14 protein-coding genes are annotated in these 17,403 nt (G+C 70.3%); 4 read left to right on the top strand and 10 right to left on the bottom strand.

From position 1 onward, the window contains the following. Positions 1-227: 227 nt before the first annotated feature. Positions 228-1,997, bottom strand: coding sequence for a diaminobutyrate--2-oxoglutarate transaminase family protein (locus ACFY5C_RS31290; RefSeq protein ID WP_389450401.1), 1,770 nt, complete (start codon positions 1,995-1,997; stop codon positions 228-230). Positions 1,998-2,351: 354 nt separating this feature from the next. Between ACFY5C_RS31290 and ACFY5C_RS31285 the strand changes: the two genes are divergently transcribed. Both ACFY5C_RS31285 and ACFY5C_RS31280 read left to right on the top strand, forming a co-directional pair. Beyond that, a complete protein-coding gene (locus ACFY5C_RS31285) occupies positions 2,352-3,572 on the top strand; it encodes a trypsin-like serine peptidase (RefSeq protein WP_389450398.1) in 1,221 nt (406 codons plus the stop codon). A 233-nt stretch (positions 3,573-3,805) separates the two neighbouring features. Further along, on the top strand, positions 3,806-5,014 hold the full coding sequence (locus tag ACFY5C_RS31280; protein WP_389450395.1) for a trypsin-like serine peptidase: 1,209 nt from the start codon (positions 3,806-3,808) through the stop codon (positions 5,012-5,014). A gap of 125 nt (positions 5,015-5,139) precedes the next feature. Here ACFY5C_RS31280 and hflX read toward each other — a convergent pair whose 3' ends face one another. From hflX to miaA, 6 genes are all read right to left on the bottom strand, one after another. After that, a complete protein-coding gene (gene hflX / locus ACFY5C_RS31275) occupies positions 5,140-6,633 on the bottom strand; it encodes a GTPase HflX (protein WP_389450392.1) in 1,494 nt (497 codons plus the stop codon). A 196-nt stretch (positions 6,634-6,829) separates the two neighbouring features. After that, entirely contained in the window at positions 6,830-8,500 is a 1,671-nt protein-coding gene (locus ACFY5C_RS31270) for a M1 family metallopeptidase (RefSeq protein ID WP_389450389.1), read from the bottom strand. A gap of 197 nt (positions 8,501-8,697) precedes the next feature. Further along, the gene (locus tag ACFY5C_RS31265; protein ID WP_389450386.1) at positions 8,698-10,881 is read right to left on the bottom strand and encodes a RelA/SpoT family protein; all 2,184 of its coding nucleotides are present in this window, start codon (positions 10,879-10,881) and stop codon (positions 8,698-8,700) included. 300 nt (positions 10,882-11,181) lie between these two features. Beyond that, entirely contained in the window at positions 11,182-12,051 is an 870-nt protein-coding gene (dapF, locus tag ACFY5C_RS31260) for a diaminopimelate epimerase (RefSeq protein WP_389450383.1), read from the bottom strand. Positions 12,052-12,114: 63 nt separating this feature from the next. After that, positions 12,115-12,618, bottom strand: a complete 504-nt coding sequence (locus tag ACFY5C_RS31255) for a hypothetical protein (RefSeq protein ID WP_389450725.1) — start codon at positions 12,616-12,618, stop codon at positions 12,115-12,117. A gap of 108 nt (positions 12,619-12,726) precedes the next feature. Next, on the bottom strand, positions 12,727-13,665 hold the full coding sequence (miaA, locus tag ACFY5C_RS31250; protein WP_389450380.1) for a tRNA (adenosine(37)-N6)-dimethylallyltransferase MiaA: 939 nt from the start codon (positions 13,663-13,665) through the stop codon (positions 12,727-12,729). Positions 13,666-13,847: 182 nt separating this feature from the next. On the opposite strand from miaA, the gene ACFY5C_RS31245 reads away from it, so the two are divergent. After that, a complete protein-coding gene (locus ACFY5C_RS31245) occupies positions 13,848-14,123 on the top strand; it encodes a hypothetical protein (RefSeq protein ID WP_389450377.1) in 276 nt (91 codons plus the stop codon). A gap of 24 nt (positions 14,124-14,147) precedes the next feature. Beyond that, positions 14,148-14,417, top strand: coding sequence for an antitoxin (locus ACFY5C_RS31240; protein WP_389450374.1), 270 nt, complete (start codon positions 14,148-14,150; stop codon positions 14,415-14,417). Positions 14,418-14,532: 115 nt separating this feature from the next. Here the strand turns inward: ACFY5C_RS31240 and ACFY5C_RS31235 are convergent, their stop codons facing one another. From ACFY5C_RS31235 to ACFY5C_RS31225, 3 genes are all read right to left on the bottom strand, one after another. After that, positions 14,533-15,246, bottom strand: coding sequence for a class III extradiol dioxygenase subunit B-like domain-containing protein (locus tag ACFY5C_RS31235; RefSeq protein WP_389450371.1), 714 nt, complete (start codon positions 15,244-15,246; stop codon positions 14,533-14,535). A gap of 109 nt (positions 15,247-15,355) precedes the next feature. After that, positions 15,356-16,873, bottom strand: a complete 1,518-nt coding sequence (gene miaB, locus ACFY5C_RS31230) for a tRNA (N6-isopentenyl adenosine(37)-C2)-methylthiotransferase MiaB (protein ID WP_389450368.1) — start codon at positions 16,871-16,873, stop codon at positions 15,356-15,358. Positions 16,874-16,960: 87 nt separating this feature from the next. Continuing rightward, positions 16,961-17,371, bottom strand: a complete 411-nt coding sequence (locus ACFY5C_RS31225) for a MazG nucleotide pyrophosphohydrolase domain-containing protein (RefSeq protein WP_389450365.1) — start codon at positions 17,369-17,371, stop codon at positions 16,961-16,963. Positions 17,372-17,403 lie beyond the last annotated feature (32 nt).

The raw sequence follows: 17,403 nt of genomic DNA, 5'->3' as shown, positions 1-17,403 counted from the left end.
TCTTGAAGTGGTTCCGGCTGTGCGGCGACGGCCGTGTTCTTGCAGGGAGGGTTGGCGTGGCCTGGAATGGCTGCGTTTCCAAAGGGGTGCGGTTGAAGGGGGTGTGTCAGGTGGCGGCGAGGTTCCGAGGGGATGTGCCAGTTCGCTGGCGAGTGGGCCGGTCGAGGGTCACCGAGGCAAGAGCACTCAGCCTGGATGAAGCCGGCGTGCCCACGACCCCTATCGCGCTAACCGGCACGGTCGCCCCGGTCACCGTGCTGCCGGTGACCCAGGTCCGGTTGATGCGTCCGATCATGGCTGGCGCGGCCGGCGTGACCGACGCGACCGGTGGAACCACTGTGGCCGCTACGACCGGCGCGACCTCGGGACACCGCCTCCACCGCGTCGGCCAATCGGTCCAGCACAGCGGCCGCCTGCTCGTCGCTGATGGTCAGAGGCGGAAGGAGCCGTACGACGCTGGAGTGGCGGCCGCCGAGTTCGACGATCAAGCCACGGCGCAGGCACTCCTGTTGGATGGCGGCGGCGAGTTCGGGGGCGGCGGGACGCGGATGGTGCTCCGGGTCCCGAAGTGCCGCCGCCCTGGCTCCGCCACCGCCCAACGCGACCCCCTCCGGCGAGCGACCCGCGCCACAGGCTGGGTCGAGAGCCGCGAGACCGCCTGCCCCACCACCAGTCCATCCGAGATCATTCCGCGCTCCCGATTGAGCCGCAGCACGAAACTCGGCCTGGCCCGCGCCACTCCCCGGCCCGTCGAGAGCAGCCAGGCCTCCCGGCTCACGCCCTGCCGCGCCAACCCCCTCGATCGCCGCCAGGACCGCCGACCGCCCCTCGTCCACCGGGGATTCGCCCTGTGGCTCCACCACCTCGACCCCGATCATGAGCCCCCGCCCCCGTACATCCCCGATGCAAGCGAAATCCCCCGACATTCCCTGGAGTTGCTGCAGCATCCGCGAGCCCAGGTCGGCCGCGCGCTCGGCGAGGCGGTTCTCGCGAACGTAAGCGAGGGTCGCTGTGCCGGCGGCCATGGCGAGCTGGTTGCCGCGGAACGTGCCGGCGTGAGCGCCGGGTTGCCAGGCGTCGAGTTCGTCGCGGTAGACGATGACGGCCAGGGGCAGGCTGCCGCCGATGGCCTTGGAGAGGACCATCACGTCGGGGGTGACGCCGCTGTGCCCCACGGCCCAGAAGGACCCGGTGCGCCCGACCCCTGTCTGAACCTCGTCGGCGATCAGCGGGATGGAACGGTCGGCGGTGATCTGCCTCATGCGCCGCAGCCACGCGTCAGGGGCGGGGATCACTCCGCCTTCGCCCTGCACTGGTTCGAGAATCATGCCTGCGGGGCGCGGCACGCCCGACTTTGGGTCGTCGAGGACGGACTCGGTCCAGCGGGCGGCGAGTTCGGCACCGTGTTCGCCGCCGACGCCGAAGGGGCAACGGTAGTCCTGGGGGTACGGCAGGCGCGCGACCCGTACGTCAAAGGCGCCTCCGGATGCCTCGAGCGCTCCGGCGGTCATCCCGTGGTAGGCGCCGGTGAAGGCGAGCATCCCGGTCCGTCCGGTCGCGGCCCGGACGAGTTTGAAGGCGGCCTCCACCGCATCGGTTCCGGCCGGTCCGCAGAACTGCACGCGGGCGTGGTCGGCGAGACCGGGCGGCAGGGTTCGGAACAGCTCGGTGATGAAGGCGTCCTTGACGGGTGTAGCCAGGTCGAGGACGTGCAGTGGTGCGCCCGAGTCCAGGACCTTGCGGATGGCTTCCAGAACCACGGGGTGGTTGTGTCCGAGCGCCAGCGTCCCGGCGCCGGAGAGGCAGTCCAGGTAACGGCGGCCGTCCGCCCCCTCGATGGTCAGCCCTCGCGCCCGCACCGGCACGATCGGCAGGGCGCGAGCGTAGGTGCGCGCCGACGACTCACGCGCCGACTGTCGCCGCAGGATCCCCTCGTGCACGGCGGATGCCCCCGCCGAGTCGGACGTACCCCCGCGCACAGATTCGGTGACGGCCATGGCTCCCTGTCCTCCCGCTGTCCAGGGGCGAGCAGGTCTGTCGCATCCTCGCCCGACCCGACATACGAAGCCCCGCGAGCGTCCACTCGAAACTCCGGGGAACTGGGCACAAGGGACCGCATACAACATGCAGGTCCCCAGGGCTACCAACCGCGGACCGTTCACCGGGTTACGGGTTGCTTCAAGATCCTTGCCGTGACGGAACCGTTGCCGTTCCGTCGGAAGTCCCCCACAGCGAGCGCATAGTGTGTGGTGCCGTCTCAACGCGCCGTGACATCACGCCGGGACAGCGAATGATCAGTGGAAGTTCACGGCGGCAGCGCCAAGTACCGTCACCCCAGGGGGAGTCAGATCATGCGATCGATACGGCCGTCGTTCACCGCTCGCCGAGGGAGGAACACGCGCCGCAGAACCTCCCCGCTGCCCGTGGTCGCGCTCGCCGCTGCGCTGGCCCTCACCGTCACGGCCTGCGACTCGGGCGACGTCGAGGCGGGCGGCGATGCCACCGCGTCCGCCGCAGCCGGGGGTGAAGGCAAGATCACGATCCCGGACGACATCAAGGACAAGCTCAAAGAGCACGGGATCGACATCGACAAGTGGAAAGACGGCGCCTGGAAGAACTGGGACCGGGACGACTGGCTCCGCGAGGCCCAGGACTACATCAACCCGATCATCGAGGGTCTGTGGGACCCGGACCGGATGCGGGACGCCGAGGACCCGGACCGGGGCGTCGACGAAAGTGACCTCTCCGGTGACCAGGGTGTGACCGACCCGACGCCGGAGCCCGTGGACGCTCAGGCCGTGCCGCCCGCGTATCACGCGAACGCGCCCGAGGCGGGCAAGGTGTTCTTCGACTCGCCCGAGGGCACGATGGTCTGCTCGGCGACGGTCGTGCAGGACCCGGCCAACCCCGGCAAGTCCAACATGGTGTGGACGGCCGGCCACTGCGTCCATGCGGGCAAGAGCGGCGGCTGGTACCGCAACATCGCGTTCGTGCCGTCGTACAACAACGACGACATGTCGGCCACGGAGCGCGAGGGCGCAACGCGCGAGCAGGTCGCTCCGTTCGGCGTCTGGTGGGCCGACTGGGCACAGACCTCCGACCAGTGGATCGCGCAGGGCGGTGCGACGGGCGGGGACGGCGCCTCGTACGACTTCGCAGTGCTGCATGTGAAGCCGGAGGAGGGCAGCAACGGCAAGTCCCTGGAGGAGACAGTCGGTTCGGCCCTCCCTGTGGACTTCAACGCTCCGGCCGTCCCCGAGGTGGACAGCATCAAGGCGATCGGCTATCCGGCCGCCGCGCCGTTCGACGGCGAGAAGCTGTACCAGTGCCAGGACAAGCCGGGCCGGCTGTCGCTCAACGCGTCGGACCCGACGATGTACCGCATCGGCTGCACCATGACGGGCGGTTCGTCCGGAGGCGGCTGGGTCGCGACTGGCTCGGACGGCAAGCCTGCGCTCGTGTCCAACACCTCCATCGGCCCGGTGGATTCGGGCTGGCTGGCGGGTCCCCGGCTGGGCAAGGAGGCCGAGGGCATCTTCGACAGGATGAGCGACAAGTTCACCGGTCAGTGATGTCGGCCAGAGGGCGGGCAGTGACGGCACCGTAGGCACCGACGGCCGTGGGGCGGCGTAGGTGGGGCGCTGGGAAGAAACCTTCACTGCCTCACCGCCGTTCGCCCTCAACTCCACGGGCATAGTGGGGTGTCGCGTCCGAGGGTCCGCACGACAGCGTGCGCCGACCATCGTGACCCGCACCTGACATCAGGCACTACGGCACAGCACGTTCCAACGGGGGTTACCGCACCATGCGTTCCACACATACGTCCGCGGCTCCACGCGGAGGACGGCGATCCGTCCTCGCCGCCACCGGCCTCGTGGCCGTCCTGGCGCTCACCGCGACCGCCTGTGACGGCTCGGCGGAGGGCGCGGCGAGCGATCAGGCCGACGCTGCCGCGTCCCAGGCCGCCGGCCTCGGTGACAGCAAGATCCAGATCCCGGCCGACCTCGCGGACAAGCTCGAGAAGCACGGCATCGATGTCGACAAGTGGACCAGCGGCGGCTGGAAGGACTGGGACAAGGACAAGTGGCTCAGCGAGGCCAAGGACTTCGTCAACCCGGTGATCGAGGGCCTCTGGAAGCCTGAGCGGATGCAGTCCGCGAAGGAGGCCAACAAGACGATCACCACGCAGGACGCGTCGTCCGACCAGGGCGTGAGCGACCCGGAGCCGGCGCCCGTCCAGGCCACGGCCGAGAAGACGCCGTACCACGACAACGCGGCCCCCGTCGGCAAGGTCTTCTTCGACTCCCCCGACGGCCCGGCCGTGTGCTCCGGCACGGTCGTCAAGGACGTCAACCACCCCGGCAAATCCAACCTGGTCTGGACGGCCGGTCACTGTGTGCACGCCGGTGGCAACGGCGGCTGGTACCGGAACATCGTCTTCGTCCCGTCCTACAACGACCTCGGCAAGTCCGAGGCGCAGCTCGGCAACGCCACGTCTGCGGAGGTCGCCCCGTACGGCAACTGGTGGGCCGACTGGGTCTCGACCTCCAACGAGTGGATCCAGGGCGGCTCGGAGACGGGCGGTGCGGGCGCCGCGTACGACTACTCCGTACTGCATGTGAAGCCGGAGCAGGGCTCCAAGTCGCTCGAGGAGACGGTCGGCGCCGCACTCGACGTGGACTTCTCGGCCCCGGCGGCGACCGAGGCCGGCACGATGGGCGCCTGGGGCTACCCGGCGGCGCCTCCGTACAACGGTCTGCAGATGTTCAAGTGCCTCGACCAGCCCGGCCGGTTCTCGCTCAGTGCGGCCCTGCCGACGATGTACCGCATCGGCTGCACCATGACCGGCGGTTCGTCGGGCGGCGGCTGGTTCCGCGTCGTGGACGGCGAGACCAAGCTGGTGTCGAACACCTCGATCGGCCCTGAGGACAACACCTGGCTCGCGGGCCCTCAGCTGGGCGCCGGCGCCGAGTCGGTGTACCAGCACATGAGCAGGACGTACGGCGGTCGGTGACGCGCAGGGTCGGACACGTACTGAAGGCCCGCTCCCCTGCAACAGGGGGCGGGCCTTCGGCGTTGTTACGTCAACCAGAGCCAGCCGACTCTCGACTGCGGCTCCGGTGGTCGGCTTACGACGGCTCAGGCGGTCGGCGCCGGAACGTACGGCGCGAGATCCGCCGCCAGCTCCTCGTGCACCCGCGCCTTGAGCAGCGTGCCCTCCGGGGTGTGCTCCTCGGAGATCACCTCGCCCTCGGTGTGAGCGCGGGCGACCAGCTTGCCGTGCGTGTACGGCACGAGCGCCTCGATCTCGACGGACGGACGGGGCAGCTCGTTGTCGATCAGTGCCAGCAGCTCGTCGATGCCCTTGCCCGTGCGGGCCGAGACCGCGATCGAACGCGTCTCGATCCGCAGCAGCCGCTGCAGTGTCAGCGGGTCGGCCGCGTCCGCCTTGTTGATCACGACGATCTCCGGTACCTCGGTGGCGCCGACGTCCCTGATCACCTCGCGCACGGCGGCCAGCTGCTCCTCCGGGTTCGGGTGCGAACCGTCCACCACGTGCAGGATCAGGTCGGAATCGCCGACCTCTTCCATCGTGGAGCGGAACGCCTCGACCAGGTGATGCGGCAGGTGTCGTACGAAGCCGACGGTGTCGGCCAGCGTGTAGAGCCGGCCGCCCGGGGTCTCGGCCCGGCGCACGGTCGGGTCGAGAGTCGCGAACAGGGCGTTCTCCACCAGCACGCCCGCGCCCGTGAGGCGGTTGAGCAGCGAGGACTTGCCCGCGTTGGTGTAGCCCGCGATGGCGACCGACGGCACCTTGTTGCGCCGGCGTACCTGGCGCTGGATCTCGCGGCCGGTCTTCATCTCCGCGATCTCCCGGCGCATCTTCGCCATCTTCTCGCGGATCCGTCGCCGGTCCGTTTCGATCTTGGTCTCACCGGGACCACGGGTGGCGAGCCCGCCGCCCTTGCCGCCGCCCATCTGCCGGGACAGCGACTGACCCCAGCCGCGCAGCCTCGGCAGCATGTACTGCATCTGCGCGAGCGCGACCTGCGCCTTACCCTCTCGGGACTTGGCGTGCTGGGCGAAGATGTCGAGGATCAGGGCCGTACGGTCGATGACCTTGACCTTGACGACGTCTTCGAGGTGGATGAGCTGGCCGGGGCTGAGCTCACCATCGCAGATGACGGTGTCGGCGCCGGTTTCCAGCACGATGTCCCGCAGCTCCTCGGCCTTGCCGGAGCCGATGTAGGTGGCCGCGTCGGGCTTGTCGCGGCGCTGGATCACGCCGTCGAGCACCAGCGCACCCGCGGTCTCCGCCAGGGCCGCGAGTTCCGCGAGGGAGTTGTCCGCGTCCTGAACGGTCCCCGAGGTCCAGACACCCACGAGCACGACCCGCTCCAGGCGGAGCTGGCGGTACTCGACCTCGGTGACGTCCTCGAGCTCGGTGGAGAGGCCTGCCACGCGGCGCAGAGCCGCGCGGTCGGAGCGGTCGAACTGGTCGCCGTCCCGCTCTCCGTCGATCTCGTGGCTCCAGGCGACGTCCTCTTCCATCAGGGCATCGGCCCGAAGACCTTCGGGATAAGTGTGCGCGGAGCGCTGCGTGTCCTGGGAAGGGGAAGAAGAGGAGGTCATTGGGTCCTTACGTCGATGGGAATCCGCTTTGCGGCGACGGTGGCAGTGACACTGGCTTCCCGGACCGAGTCCGTGACGCCCGAAAACTGTCCGTCACTGCTCACAACGCACGAGCACCTCGGGAGATTCCCGCGTGCCGTGCCGTACCGTGCCGACCGGAAAATGGTCGCACGGCACGGCACGTCTCGTCACCGCCTTATTTATCGGCTGCCTTCTTGGGACCGGCCTTCCCGGCTGCCTTCCCGGCCGCCTTCCCGGCGCCCGATTTCTTGGCCACCTTCCCAGAGGCCACCTTCTTGGCCACCTTCCCAGAGGCCGCCTTCTTGGCCGTGTTCCCGGAAGCCGCCTTCTTCGCCGCCTTCTCAGGGTCCGCTGACTTCCATTCCGGCTGCCCGGGCATCGGCGGGGTCTTCTTGCCGTACAGCCAGGCCTGCATGAAGCCGTCGAGCTGGCGTCCGGAGATGTCCTCCGCGAGCGCGACGAAGTCCGCGGTCGTGGCGGAACGGTCCTGGTGGCGCTTCACCCAGGCGCGCTCCAGGCGCTCGAAGGCCGGGGCGCCGATCTCCTGGCGGAGGGCGTACAGGACGAGGGCCGCGCCGTCATAGACGTTCGGCCGGAAGATGCCGTTCTTCTTGCCGGCTGCTGCCGCCTTGGGGGCCGCGGGCGGTCCGCCGGCCGTACGCCAGCGGTCGGAGGCCGCGTACGCGGCCTTCATCCGTGCCTCCATCGGCCTGCCGGCCTTCTCCGCCGCGTAGAGGGCCTCGTACCAGGTGGCGTGCCCTTCGCTGAGCCACAGGTCGGACCAGGTGCGCGGGCTGACGCTGTCGCCGAACCACTGGTGCGCCAGCTCGTGCACCATGATCGACTCGATGTACCACTTCGGGTACGCGGCCTCGGTGAAGAGGTCCCTCTCGAAGAGGGAGAGCGTCTGGGTCTCGAGTTCGAAGCCGGTCGCGGCGTCCGCCATGAGCAGGCCATACGTCTCGAGGGGGTACCGCCCGATCTTGCTCTCCATCCAGGAGATCTGGCCGGGGGTCTTCTTCAGCCACGGTTCGAGCTGCTTACGGTCCTTGGTGGGCACGACGTCCCGTAGGGGCAGCCCGTGCGGGCCGGTGCGGCGCACCACCGTGGAACGGCCGATCGACACCTGAGCGAGCTCGGTGGCCATGGGGTGCCGGGTGCGGTACGTCCAGGTCGTCGCGTCGGCGGCACGGTCCACGTCGGTCGGCAGGCCGTTGGCGACGGCGGTGTAGCCCTTCGGCGCGGTGACGCGGATGGTGAACATGGCCTTGTCGGACGGGTGGTCGTTGCACGGGAACACGACGTGGGCGGCGTCGGCCTGATTGGCCATCGCGAGGCCGTCCGAGGTCCGCACCCACCCGCCGTCCCGGCCCTTTGCGTACACGGGATCGCTGGTGTGCCGCACGGTGATCTGCGTCCAGCTGCCGTCGGACAGCGGCTCCTCGGGGGTGACGACGAGATCCTCACCGGCGCTGCGGAACGTCGCCGGCTCTCCGTCGACCTCGACGGACTCGACCTTTCCGTGGGCGAAGTCCAGGTTGACGCGGTCCAGGTCCTGGGTCGTCCACGCGTCGATCGTGGTGACGGCCTGGAGGGGCTTGTCGTTGGAGCCGGAGTAGCGGAAGGACAGGTCGTACGACGCCACGTCGTAGCCGGGGTTGCCCAGGTTCGGGAAGAGGCGGTCGCCGATTCCCAGGGGTGTGGCGGGGGCGCTGGCGGCGAGGAGGCCGAAGGAGGCGGTTGCGGCGAACAGGGCGAGCGCCTTGCGTCGCCTCGGGGATCCGGGACTGGTGCGAGGAGCCCCGGGGACTGGTCGCTGAGCCTCGGTGCGGGGGGTGAGCAGCATGCACCACGGCTATCAGCGCGCGCGTGCGCGGCGTTGACGCCGCGCGACCGGCCCACTCGAACGGGTATGTCAAGTGGGTGCAAGCCTTTGGGGAATTGCCACGGGATCTGCCGGTGAACGGCTGCCCCACGGGCGTTCCGGCGTGATGGCCGGCATCGACCGGCCCCTGGCGCACCCCCGCGCGCGCCTCAGGCCCCTCACGCCCCCTGCGTCTGCGTCTGCGCCCTCGTCACGTCGTACACGCCCCCCACGTTCCGCATCGCCCGCATGAGCCCCGGCAGCAGCGCCGCGTCCGGCAGTTGGACCGTGTACGTGTGGCGTACACGCTGCTGGGTCGGCGGTTCGACCGTCGCCGAGACGATCTCCGCACCCTCCAGGGCCATCGCTTCGGTGAGGTCTGCCAGGAGGTGGGGGCGAACGAACGATTCGGCGACCAGGGTGACCCGGCACTCGGTGGTGTCGCCCCAGCGCACGTCGACCTCCGCGCGTCCGGCGCCCTTCATACGCGCCACCGCGGCGCACTCGACGCGATGAACCGTCACCACTCCCCCGCGCACGGAGAACCCCGTGACCTCGTCGGGCGGTACGGGCGTGCAGCAACCGGCGAGGCGTACCGTCGCGCCGGGCCGGTCGACGAGGACGCTGGCGGCGGGTCGTCCGAGTGGCCCCTCGGCGGCCAGGCGTACGGCCGGACCGTCCGCGTCGGCGGACGGGCTCCCCGATCCCTCGACCGAGGACCGGAACTGCGTCACAGACTCCTCGGCGGTGTCGCCCTGCTGGGGATGGGTGGCGAGCCAACGCTGGATGGCGATCCGCGCGGCGGGCGTGTGGGCGTGCTCCAGCCACTCCCTGGAGGGCTCCGAAGCCGGATCCTGGCCCATGAGGAGCTGGACTGTGTCGCCGTCCCGCAGCACCGTGCTGAGGGTCGCCAGGCGGCCGTTGACGCGGGCGCCGATGCACGCGTGCGCGTCCTCGCCGTACTGCGCGTAGGCGGCGTCCACACAGGTGGCGCCCTCGGGCAGGCCGAGGGTGCCGCCGTCGGGCCGGAAGACGGTGATCTCACGGTCCTGGGCGAGGTCCTCACGCAGCGTGGACCAGAAGGTGTCCGGGTCGGGGGCGGCCTCCTGCCAGTCGAGAAGGCGGGACAGCCAGCCGGGCCGTGTGGGGTCGGCGCGCTCGCCGTCACTCGACGCGGCGTGCTCCTCCGAAGGATGAGCGTAGGGATTGCCGAGCGCCACGACACCGGCCTCGGCGACCTTGTGCATCTGGTGGGTCCGGATGAGGACTTCGGCGACCTGGCCGTCCGCGCGGGCGACGGCCGTGTGCAGCGACTGGTACAGGTTGAACTTGGGTACGGCGATGAAGTCCTTGAACTCCGAGACGACCGGCGTCATACAGGTGTGCAGTTCACCCAGGACGCCGTAACAGTCCGCGTCCTCGTTCACCAGGACCAGCAGCCGCCCGAAGTCGGAGCCGCGCAGCCGGCCCCGCTTGCGGGACACCCGGTGCACGGAGACGAAGTGCCGGGGCCGGATCAGGACTTCGGCCTGGATGCCGGCTTCGCGCAGGACCTTGCGCATCTCGTCGGCCATCTCCGCGAGCGGATCGTCGGCGCGCGCGACGTTGCCGACGATCAACTCCCTTGTGTGCTCGTACTCCTCGGGGTGCAGGATCGCGAAGACGAGGTCTTCCAGTTCCGTCTTGAGCGCCTGGACTCCCAGCCGCTCGGCAAGAGGGATGAGGACGTCGCGGGTCACCTTCGCGATGCGGGCCTGTTTCTCGGGGCGCATCACGCCGAGGGTGCGCATGTTGTGCAGCCGGTCGGCGAGTTTGATCGACATCACGCGGACGTCGTTGCCGGTCGCGACGAGCATCTTGCGGAAGGTCTCGGGCTCGGCGGCGGCGCCGTAGTCGACCTTCTCCAGCTTGGTCACGCCGTCGACGAGGAAGCGGACCTCCGCACCGAACTGCTCGCCCACCTGATCGAGCGTCACGTCGGTGTCCTCGACCGTGTCGTGAAGCAGAGACGCCGTCAAGGTCGTCGTCTCGGCGCCGAGTTCGGCGAGGATCAGGGTCACCGCGAGCGGGTGTGTGATGTACGGCTCGCCGCTCTTGCGCATCTGGCCGCGGTGCGAGGACTCCGCCAGCACATAGGCGCGGCGCAGGGGTTCGATGTCGGCGTCGGGGTGGTGGGCCCGGTGGGCGTCCACGACATGGCCGATCGCGTCGGGCAGCCGGCCGCGCGAGGCGGGGCCGAGCAGGGCTGCCCGGCCGAGGCGGCGCAGGTCGATGCGTGCGCGGGCCTTCCTGCGAGGCACCGCAGGCGTCACGGGGCCTGCTACCGGGCCTGGCGTCGCGGGATTCGTGGCCTCCGCACTCATGGGCACCTCCGGCTGCGTGGACCGGCGAACGGGGTGCCCCATGGCGGACACGGCTCAGGGGACGACGACATCTCCCCCGTCCGGGCCGGTGCTTGATGCTACCGAGCCCATCACGTGCGACTGACCGCCTCTCGCCGAGCGTGAAACGGATCACCCATTCGAGCGAGGGTTGATGGGTTTACGTTTTTGCGCCATACGGCCAGCCGCCGTTCGCGATCTCGAACGTACCCACGGTCCCCGCGCCCTTGATCCCGGGTCACCGCCCGCCGGCGCGGCCCTGATGCCCAGTCAGGGCAGTGCTCAACGAGCGAACGTTTCCAGCCACTCCGCGTCGATCTCACCTGTGGCCACGATCACCGCGGGGCCGGTCATCTCGATCTCGCCATCGGGCCGCTCGGTGATCACCAGGGTGCCACCGGGCACATCGACGGTGTACGTCACCGGGGCCCCGGTGACCGCGGGGTCGGCCCCGTCCCGCCGCGCGGCGGCCACGGCGACGGCACACGCGCCCGTACCGCACGACCGGGTCTCGCCGGCACCGCGCTCGTGCACGCGCAGCGCGACGTGCCGGGGCGCCCGGTCGACGACGAACTCGACGTTGACACCGTCCGGGTAGGCCGAGGCCGGGCTGAACGGCGGCGGGGAGAACAGGTCACCGGCGTGCGCGAGGTCGTCCACGAAGGCGACCGCGTGCGGGTTGCCCATGTTCACGTTCCGCGCGGGCCAGCTGCGCTCACCGACGCTGACCGTGACGTCTCCTTCGGGGAGCAGCGCCTTGCCCATGCCGACCGTCACGTCACCGTCCTTGGCGATGTGGACGGACTTCACACCTCCGCGGGTGGCGACCGCGAGGTCCCCCTCGCTGACGTGTCCGGCGCGCTGGAGGTAGCGCGCGAAGACCCGCACGCCGTTGCCGCACATCTCCGCGATCGAGCCGTCGCCGTTGCGGTAGTCCATGAACCACTCGGCCTCGGCCGCCATGTCCTTGGCCTCGGGGTGCGCGGCGGACCGCACGACGTGCAGCAGTCCGTCACCGCCGATGCCCGCGCGGCGGTCGCACAGGGCGGCGACGGCGCTCGGAGGCAGGTCGACGGCGTTCTCGGGGTCCGGGACGATCACGAAGTCGTTCTCGGTGCCGTGACCCTTGAGGAAGGCGATCCGCGTGCTCATTCCTCGATCGTACGGTGCCGCTACGACAGAGCCGAAAGAGGAGCCTGGTCAGCCTCTGCGCCCTCAGCGCAGGCGAGCCACGCGCCACACGGCCAGAACGACGATCGCGGCGACGACCAGGGCATAGGCGATCACGACCCGCCAGTCCGGTCGGCGCCCGGAGCCCCGCTGCGGCAGCCCGGGCCAGGTGTAGCCGACCCGGCGGGCGGCCATCATGCCCCAGCCGGCCGCGCAGGAGCAGATCAGGAGCCCCAGCATGGCGATCACGGCCCCGCTGTCGCCGAAGTCGAAGGCCAACGGGAACGCGAACATCAGGGAGCCGACCGCGGCCAGGGACACGATGGGCGCGAGCTGCCAGATACGCAGTCGGCGCTGCGGGCGCAGCTCGACCTCGACCTCCGGGCCGCCGGCGTACATCTCCTCGGGCTCGGGGCCGTCGTCGGTGACGCCGCCCTCGGTCTCGTCGTCCAGGTCCGGGCTCAGACGGTCGCCGTCCCGCTCCGGTTCGTCCCGGTCGGCGGTGACGTTCTCAGTGCCTTGTGCGGTGTCGCGAGGGCCGGCCTCCATCGCCACGCGCCCTCCCAACTCGGACTCCACTTGGTCGATCGAAGCTCGATGATGGCACGGCGCCGGAGGCCGGGATGACGGCCGGAGCGTCCCGATGCAATCACGTGATCAGGCTGTAACCGGTCGTTCGACCAACGCCAGTGCGAGATGCGGAAGTTCTGTGAGATCTGCCGCAGCCCCACTGAGCCAGTGCACCCGCGGGTCGCGCCTGAACCATGAATCCTGACGGCGCGCGAAGCGCTTGGTGGCACGCACGGTCTCGTTCCGTGCCTCTTCCAGCGTGCACTCCCCGGCGAGCGCCGCGAGGACCTGCTGGTAGCCGAGCGCGCGCGAGGCCGTACGCCCCTCGCGCAACCCCTGCGCCTCCAGCTCGCGGACTTCGGCCACGAGCCCGGCCTCCCACATCCGGTCGACGCGGCGCGCGATGCGCTCGTCCAGCTCGGGTCGGGCCACGTCGACGCCGATCTGGACCGTGTCGTAGATCGAGTCATGGCCGGGGAGGTTGGCCGTGAAGGGCTGGCCGGTGATCTCGATCACCTCGAGAGCCCGGACGATACGGCGGCCGTTGCTGGGCAGGATCGCCTGCGCGGCCTCGGGGTCGGCGGCGGCGAGGCGGGCGTGCAGCGCGCCGGATCCGCGCAGCGCGAGCTCCTCCTCGAGCCGGGCCCTGACCTCGGGGTCGGTGCCGGGGAACTCCAGGTTGTCGACGGCGCCACGGACGTACAGCCCAGAGCCGCCGACCAGGATCGGCCAGCGGCCCTCGGCGAGCAGAGCGTCGATCCGCTCCCGCGCGAGCCGCTGGTACTCGGCGACGGATGCCGTGACAGTGACGTCCCAGATGTCCAGGAGGTGGTGCGGCACCCCCGCGCGCTCCTCGGGCGTCAGTTTGGCGGTGCCGATGTCCATCCCTCGGTAGAGCTGCATGGAGTCGGCGTTGACGACCTCGCCCCCGAGCTGCTGGGCGAGAAAGACGCCCAGATCGGACTTTCCGGCCGCGGTGGGGCCGACTACGGCGATGACACGGGGGGCGGGGGGTGCACTGCTCACCGCCCCAGTCTCGCAAACCTCACGGGCTGGCCTCTAACGAGTTACGTGACGGCACACGCGCGGGGTCGTTTCCTGTTGCGAGGTTTTCGCCGCCGGTTTCGCGGAGGCGGCGACCCGGGGGCGCAAACGGACGCACCGGACGACGCGGGATTTCGGCCGCATGAGTAACGTATGGAGTGGATATGGGCGTTTTCGCACGACTTTTCCGGAGGTCGAAGGCCACGGAAGAGGCGTCAACCGCCGAGGCACAGGCCGGCACACCAACGGCCGAGCCGGTGGCGGAAGAAGCGGCAGAGGCGAAGGGGCCGGTCGAAACCAAGGCCGAAGACGCGGCTGAGCCGACGGCGGCGGAGGCCGTCGAGGCCGGAACCGATGCCGATGACGGCGTCGAGATCCCGAAGCAGCAGTCCGCAGACGAGGCGGCCGACAGTGAGGCCGGCGAGGGCGCCCGCACGTAACTGCCCCGCGCGGGAAGGTGAAGCATGGGTCTGATGCACAATTTGAAAGCCAAACTCGCCCCGGCCAAGGACAAGGTCTCCGACTTCGCGCAGCGGCACGAGGAGCAGGTCCATCACGGCCTCGACAAGGCCGCGAGGGCCGTCGACCAGCGGACCAAGGGCAAGTACAGCGACAAGATCCACACCGGCACGGGCAAGGCCAAGGGCGCCATGGGCCGACTCGCGCACAAGGACGACGATACGGCGACCGGCAGCAGCACACCTCCGCCGGACGCACCCCCGCCGACGACCTGAACGGCACATCGCCGGACGGCCGCGGAGCTGACCGCTCCCGGCCGTCCGCCGTTTCCGGACGGCATCGGCATGCCCCGGCGAGCGGCGCCGATGTGCGCGGCCAGGCCGACGGGGGCTACGACCAGGTCGCGATCAGGTACCCCACGCCGTACGGCGCGTCCTCGTACAGCAAGGCGCCCGCAAGGCCCGCTTCCTCGGCAGCGCCCGCGAGGACCTGCCAGGAGGCTCGGCCGGAGGCCTTCAGCTCGCGTGCGAGTTCGGTGTCCAGTTCCTTGAGGGCGGCCACGTCCGCTTTGCCCAGGGCACGCGCGACGGACGCGTCGAAGGGTGCCGCCCGCTCGTCGAGGTAGCCGGGAGCCTTGAGCGTGCGGCAGGCACTGGCGTCGCCCATCACCAGCAGCGCCACCCGGTCGGCTCGGGCGGCGACGTCCCTTCCGATTTCAATACACCGCTCGGCCCCGAGAGGTTCCCCCACACCGAGTCCCTCGATCGGGGCGTCCGACCACGCGGTCCGCTCCAGCAGCCACGCCGCGACGGCGAGCGAAGCCGGCAGCGCACGCTGCGGCTCCGGCGCGTCGTGCGCCCCCAGTCGTACGTCGACGTCCACGCCGAAGCCCCGGAACGAACCCGGCGTACCTTCCGGGTACGTCGCGGTTCCGCTCTCCTCGGCGGGGCCGACGACCACGAGAAGGTCGGGACGGGCGGCTGCGAGGACACCGAGCGCGTCCGTGCACGCCGCCCGCGCGGCGTCCAGCTCGGGTGCGGCGCCCGCGGCGACCTGCGGGACGATGAGAGGCGGGCAGGGGCAGACTGCGGCAGCGACAAGCATGATCGGCAGGGTAACCCCGCGGGTCCGCCGGGTGTCACTCCTCGATGAGCACGCCGGTCAGCGGCCATGGCGGTCGACGCCACCGCGGCGGTCGAAAACCGTGAGCACCTCAGTCGCAGCCGCAGCCGCTCCCCGTCGCCACCGGCAGCGGAGCCGGGACGCCGATCTTCGGGAGACCGAGCATCACACCCGCGGGCTTGGCGGCCTCGGCGGCGTTGCGCTTCTCCCAGGCGTCACCCGCGCGCGTGCGGCGGACGTCCAGCACAGGGCCCTCGGCGAGGAGGTGGTGCGGGGCCGCGTACGTGATCTCGACGGTCACCACGTCGCCGGGGCGGACCTCCTGCTCCGGCTTGGTGAAGTGAACCAGGCGGTTGTCGGGGGCACGCCCGGACAGGCGGTGGGTGGCGCCGTCCTTGCGGCCCTCACCCTCGGCGACCATCAGCTCGAACGTGCGGCCGACCTGCTTCTTGTTCTCCTCCCAGGAGATCTCCTCCTGGAGGGCCACGAGACGCTCGTAGCGCGCCTGGACGACCGCCTTGGGGATCTGGTTCTCCATGGTGGCCGCGGGGGTGCCGGGGCGCTTGGAGTACTGGAAGGTGAACGCCTGCGCGAAGCGGGCCTCGCGGACCACGTGCAGCGTCTGCTCGAAGTCCTCCTCGGTCTCGCCGGGGAAGCCCACGATGATGTCGGTCGTGATCGCGGCGTGCGGGATGGCGGCGCGGACCTTCTCGATGATCCCCAGGTAGCGCTCCTGACGGTAGGAGCGGCGCATCGCCTTCAGGACCGTGTCCGAGCCGGACTGGAGCGGCATGTGCAGCTGCGGCATCACGTTCGGCGTCTCGGCCATGGCGGCGATGACGTCGTCGGTGAAGTCGCGCGGGTGCGGGGACGTGAAGCGGACGCGCTCCAGGCCGTCGATGTTCCCGCAGGCCCGCAGCAGCTTGCTGAACGCCTCACGGTCGCCGATGTCGGAGCCGTACGCGTTGACGTTCTGGCCGAGCAGCGTGATCTCGCTGACGCCCTCGGCGACCAGGGCTTCTACCTCGGCGAGGATGTCGCCGGGACGGCGGTCCTTCTCCTTGCCGCGCAGGGCCGGGACGATGCAGAAGGTGCAGGTGTTGTTGCAGCCGACGGAGATCGACACCCAGGCCGCGTAGGCGCTCTCGCGCCGGGTCGGCAGCGTCGACGGGAACGCCTCCAGCGACTCGGCGATCTCTACCTGCGCCTCCTCCTGCACGCGCGCGCGTTCCAGCAGGACGGGCAGCTTGCCGATGTTGTGCGTGCCGAAAACGACGTCCACCCACGGCGCCCGCTTCACGATGGTGTCGCGGTCCTTCTGAGCGAGGCACCCGCCGACCGCGATCTGCATGCCGGGCCGCTGGGTCTTCTTCGGCGCGAGGCGGCCGAGGTTGCCGTACAGCTTGTTGTCGGCGTTCTCACGGACCGCGCAGGTGTTGAAGACGACGACGTCCGCGTCGCCGTCCGAGCCCTCGGGCGCGCGTACGTAACCGGCGTCTTCGAGCAGCCCGGACAATCGCTCGGAATCGTGGACGTTCATCTGGCACCCGTAAGTGCGCACCTCGTATGTCTTGACGCCCACTGCCAGGCTCCGGTCGCTGCTGCTCATGGGACAAGGGTATGCGGTCGTGAAAGCCCGTTGCCCCGGCCCGAGACGGTTACGCCGTCAGCGCCCGGCCGTCCGTCGCCGGGCCGGTCAGGCCCCGTCGCCGTCGCCGCCCCACCCCTGGCGGCGCAGCACGCTCGACACGTCCGGTACCTCGTAGTACTCGCCCTTGAGGACCTTGCCGTCGGCCCGGCGGGCGACCCGGCCGTCGGGCCCCAGCTTGGTCATATTGGAACGGTGGATCTCGGCGAGGACGGCGTCGAGGTCGATGCCGTGGACCAGGGCCGTGCCGTACGCGACGTAGACCACGTCGGCCAGCTCGTGCGCGAGCTTGTCCAGCGGGCCGGTGACGGAGACCTCGGCGACCTCCGCGGCCTCCTCGGCGAGCAGTTCCCCGCGGTGGGAGGCGAGTTCCGCGGAGACCTCGGTCGGTGTACTGCGGGCGTCGAGACCGAAGGCGAGGTGGAATTCACGGACCAGGTCGGCGGGAGAGGAGCTCATGCGGCGACTTTATCGGCGGGGTCTGACAGTCA

It is taken from the genome of Streptomyces sp. NPDC012935, from assembly GCF_042900345.1.
Classification (GTDB): domain Bacteria; phylum Actinomycetota; class Actinomycetes; order Streptomycetales; family Streptomycetaceae; genus Streptomyces.
Note: the sequence above shows the minus strand (reverse complement) of the source record. Positions and strands in the feature narration are given on the sequence as shown.

Coding starts and splice junctions, on each gene's coding strand:
- hflX (WP_389450392.1), bottom strand. CDS start 6,633: ATGACCTCCTCTTCTTCCCCTTCCCAGGACACGCAGCGCTCCGCGCAC.
- ACFY5C_RS31280 (WP_389450395.1), top strand. CDS start 3,806: ATGCGTTCCACACATACGTCCGCGGCTCCACGCGGAGGACGGCGATCC.
- ACFY5C_RS31285 (WP_389450398.1), top strand. CDS start 2,352: ATGCGATCGATACGGCCGTCGTTCACCGCTCGCCGAGGGAGGAACACG.
- miaB (WP_389450368.1), bottom strand. CDS start 16,873: ATGAGCAGCAGCGACCGGAGCCTGGCAGTGGGCGTCAAGACATACGAG.
- ACFY5C_RS31255 (WP_389450725.1), bottom strand. CDS start 12,618: ATGGAGGCCGGCCCTCGCGACACCGCACAAGGCACTGAGAACGTCACC.
- ACFY5C_RS31270 (WP_389450389.1), bottom strand. CDS start 8,500: ATGCTGCTCACCCCCCGCACCGAGGCTCAGCGACCAGTCCCCGGGGCT.
- ACFY5C_RS31265 (WP_389450386.1), bottom strand. CDS start 10,881: ATGAGTGCGGAGGCCACGAATCCCGCGACGCCAGGCCCGGTAGCAGGC.
- dapF (WP_389450383.1), bottom strand. CDS start 12,051: ATGAGCACGCGGATCGCCTTCCTCAAGGGTCACGGCACCGAGAACGAC.
- ACFY5C_RS31235 (WP_389450371.1), bottom strand. CDS start 15,246: ATGCTTGTCGCTGCCGCAGTCTGCCCCTGCCCGCCTCTCATCGTCCCG.
- ACFY5C_RS31245 (WP_389450377.1), top strand. CDS start 13,848: ATGGGCGTTTTCGCACGACTTTTCCGGAGGTCGAAGGCCACGGAAGAG.
- ACFY5C_RS31225 (WP_389450365.1), bottom strand. CDS start 17,371: ATGAGCTCCTCTCCCGCCGACCTGGTCCGTGAATTCCACCTCGCCTTC.
- ACFY5C_RS31290 (WP_389450401.1), bottom strand. CDS start 1,997: ATGGCCGTCACCGAATCTGTGCGCGGGGGTACGTCCGACTCGGCGGGG.
- ACFY5C_RS31240 (WP_389450374.1), top strand. CDS start 14,148: ATGGGTCTGATGCACAATTTGAAAGCCAAACTCGCCCCGGCCAAGGAC.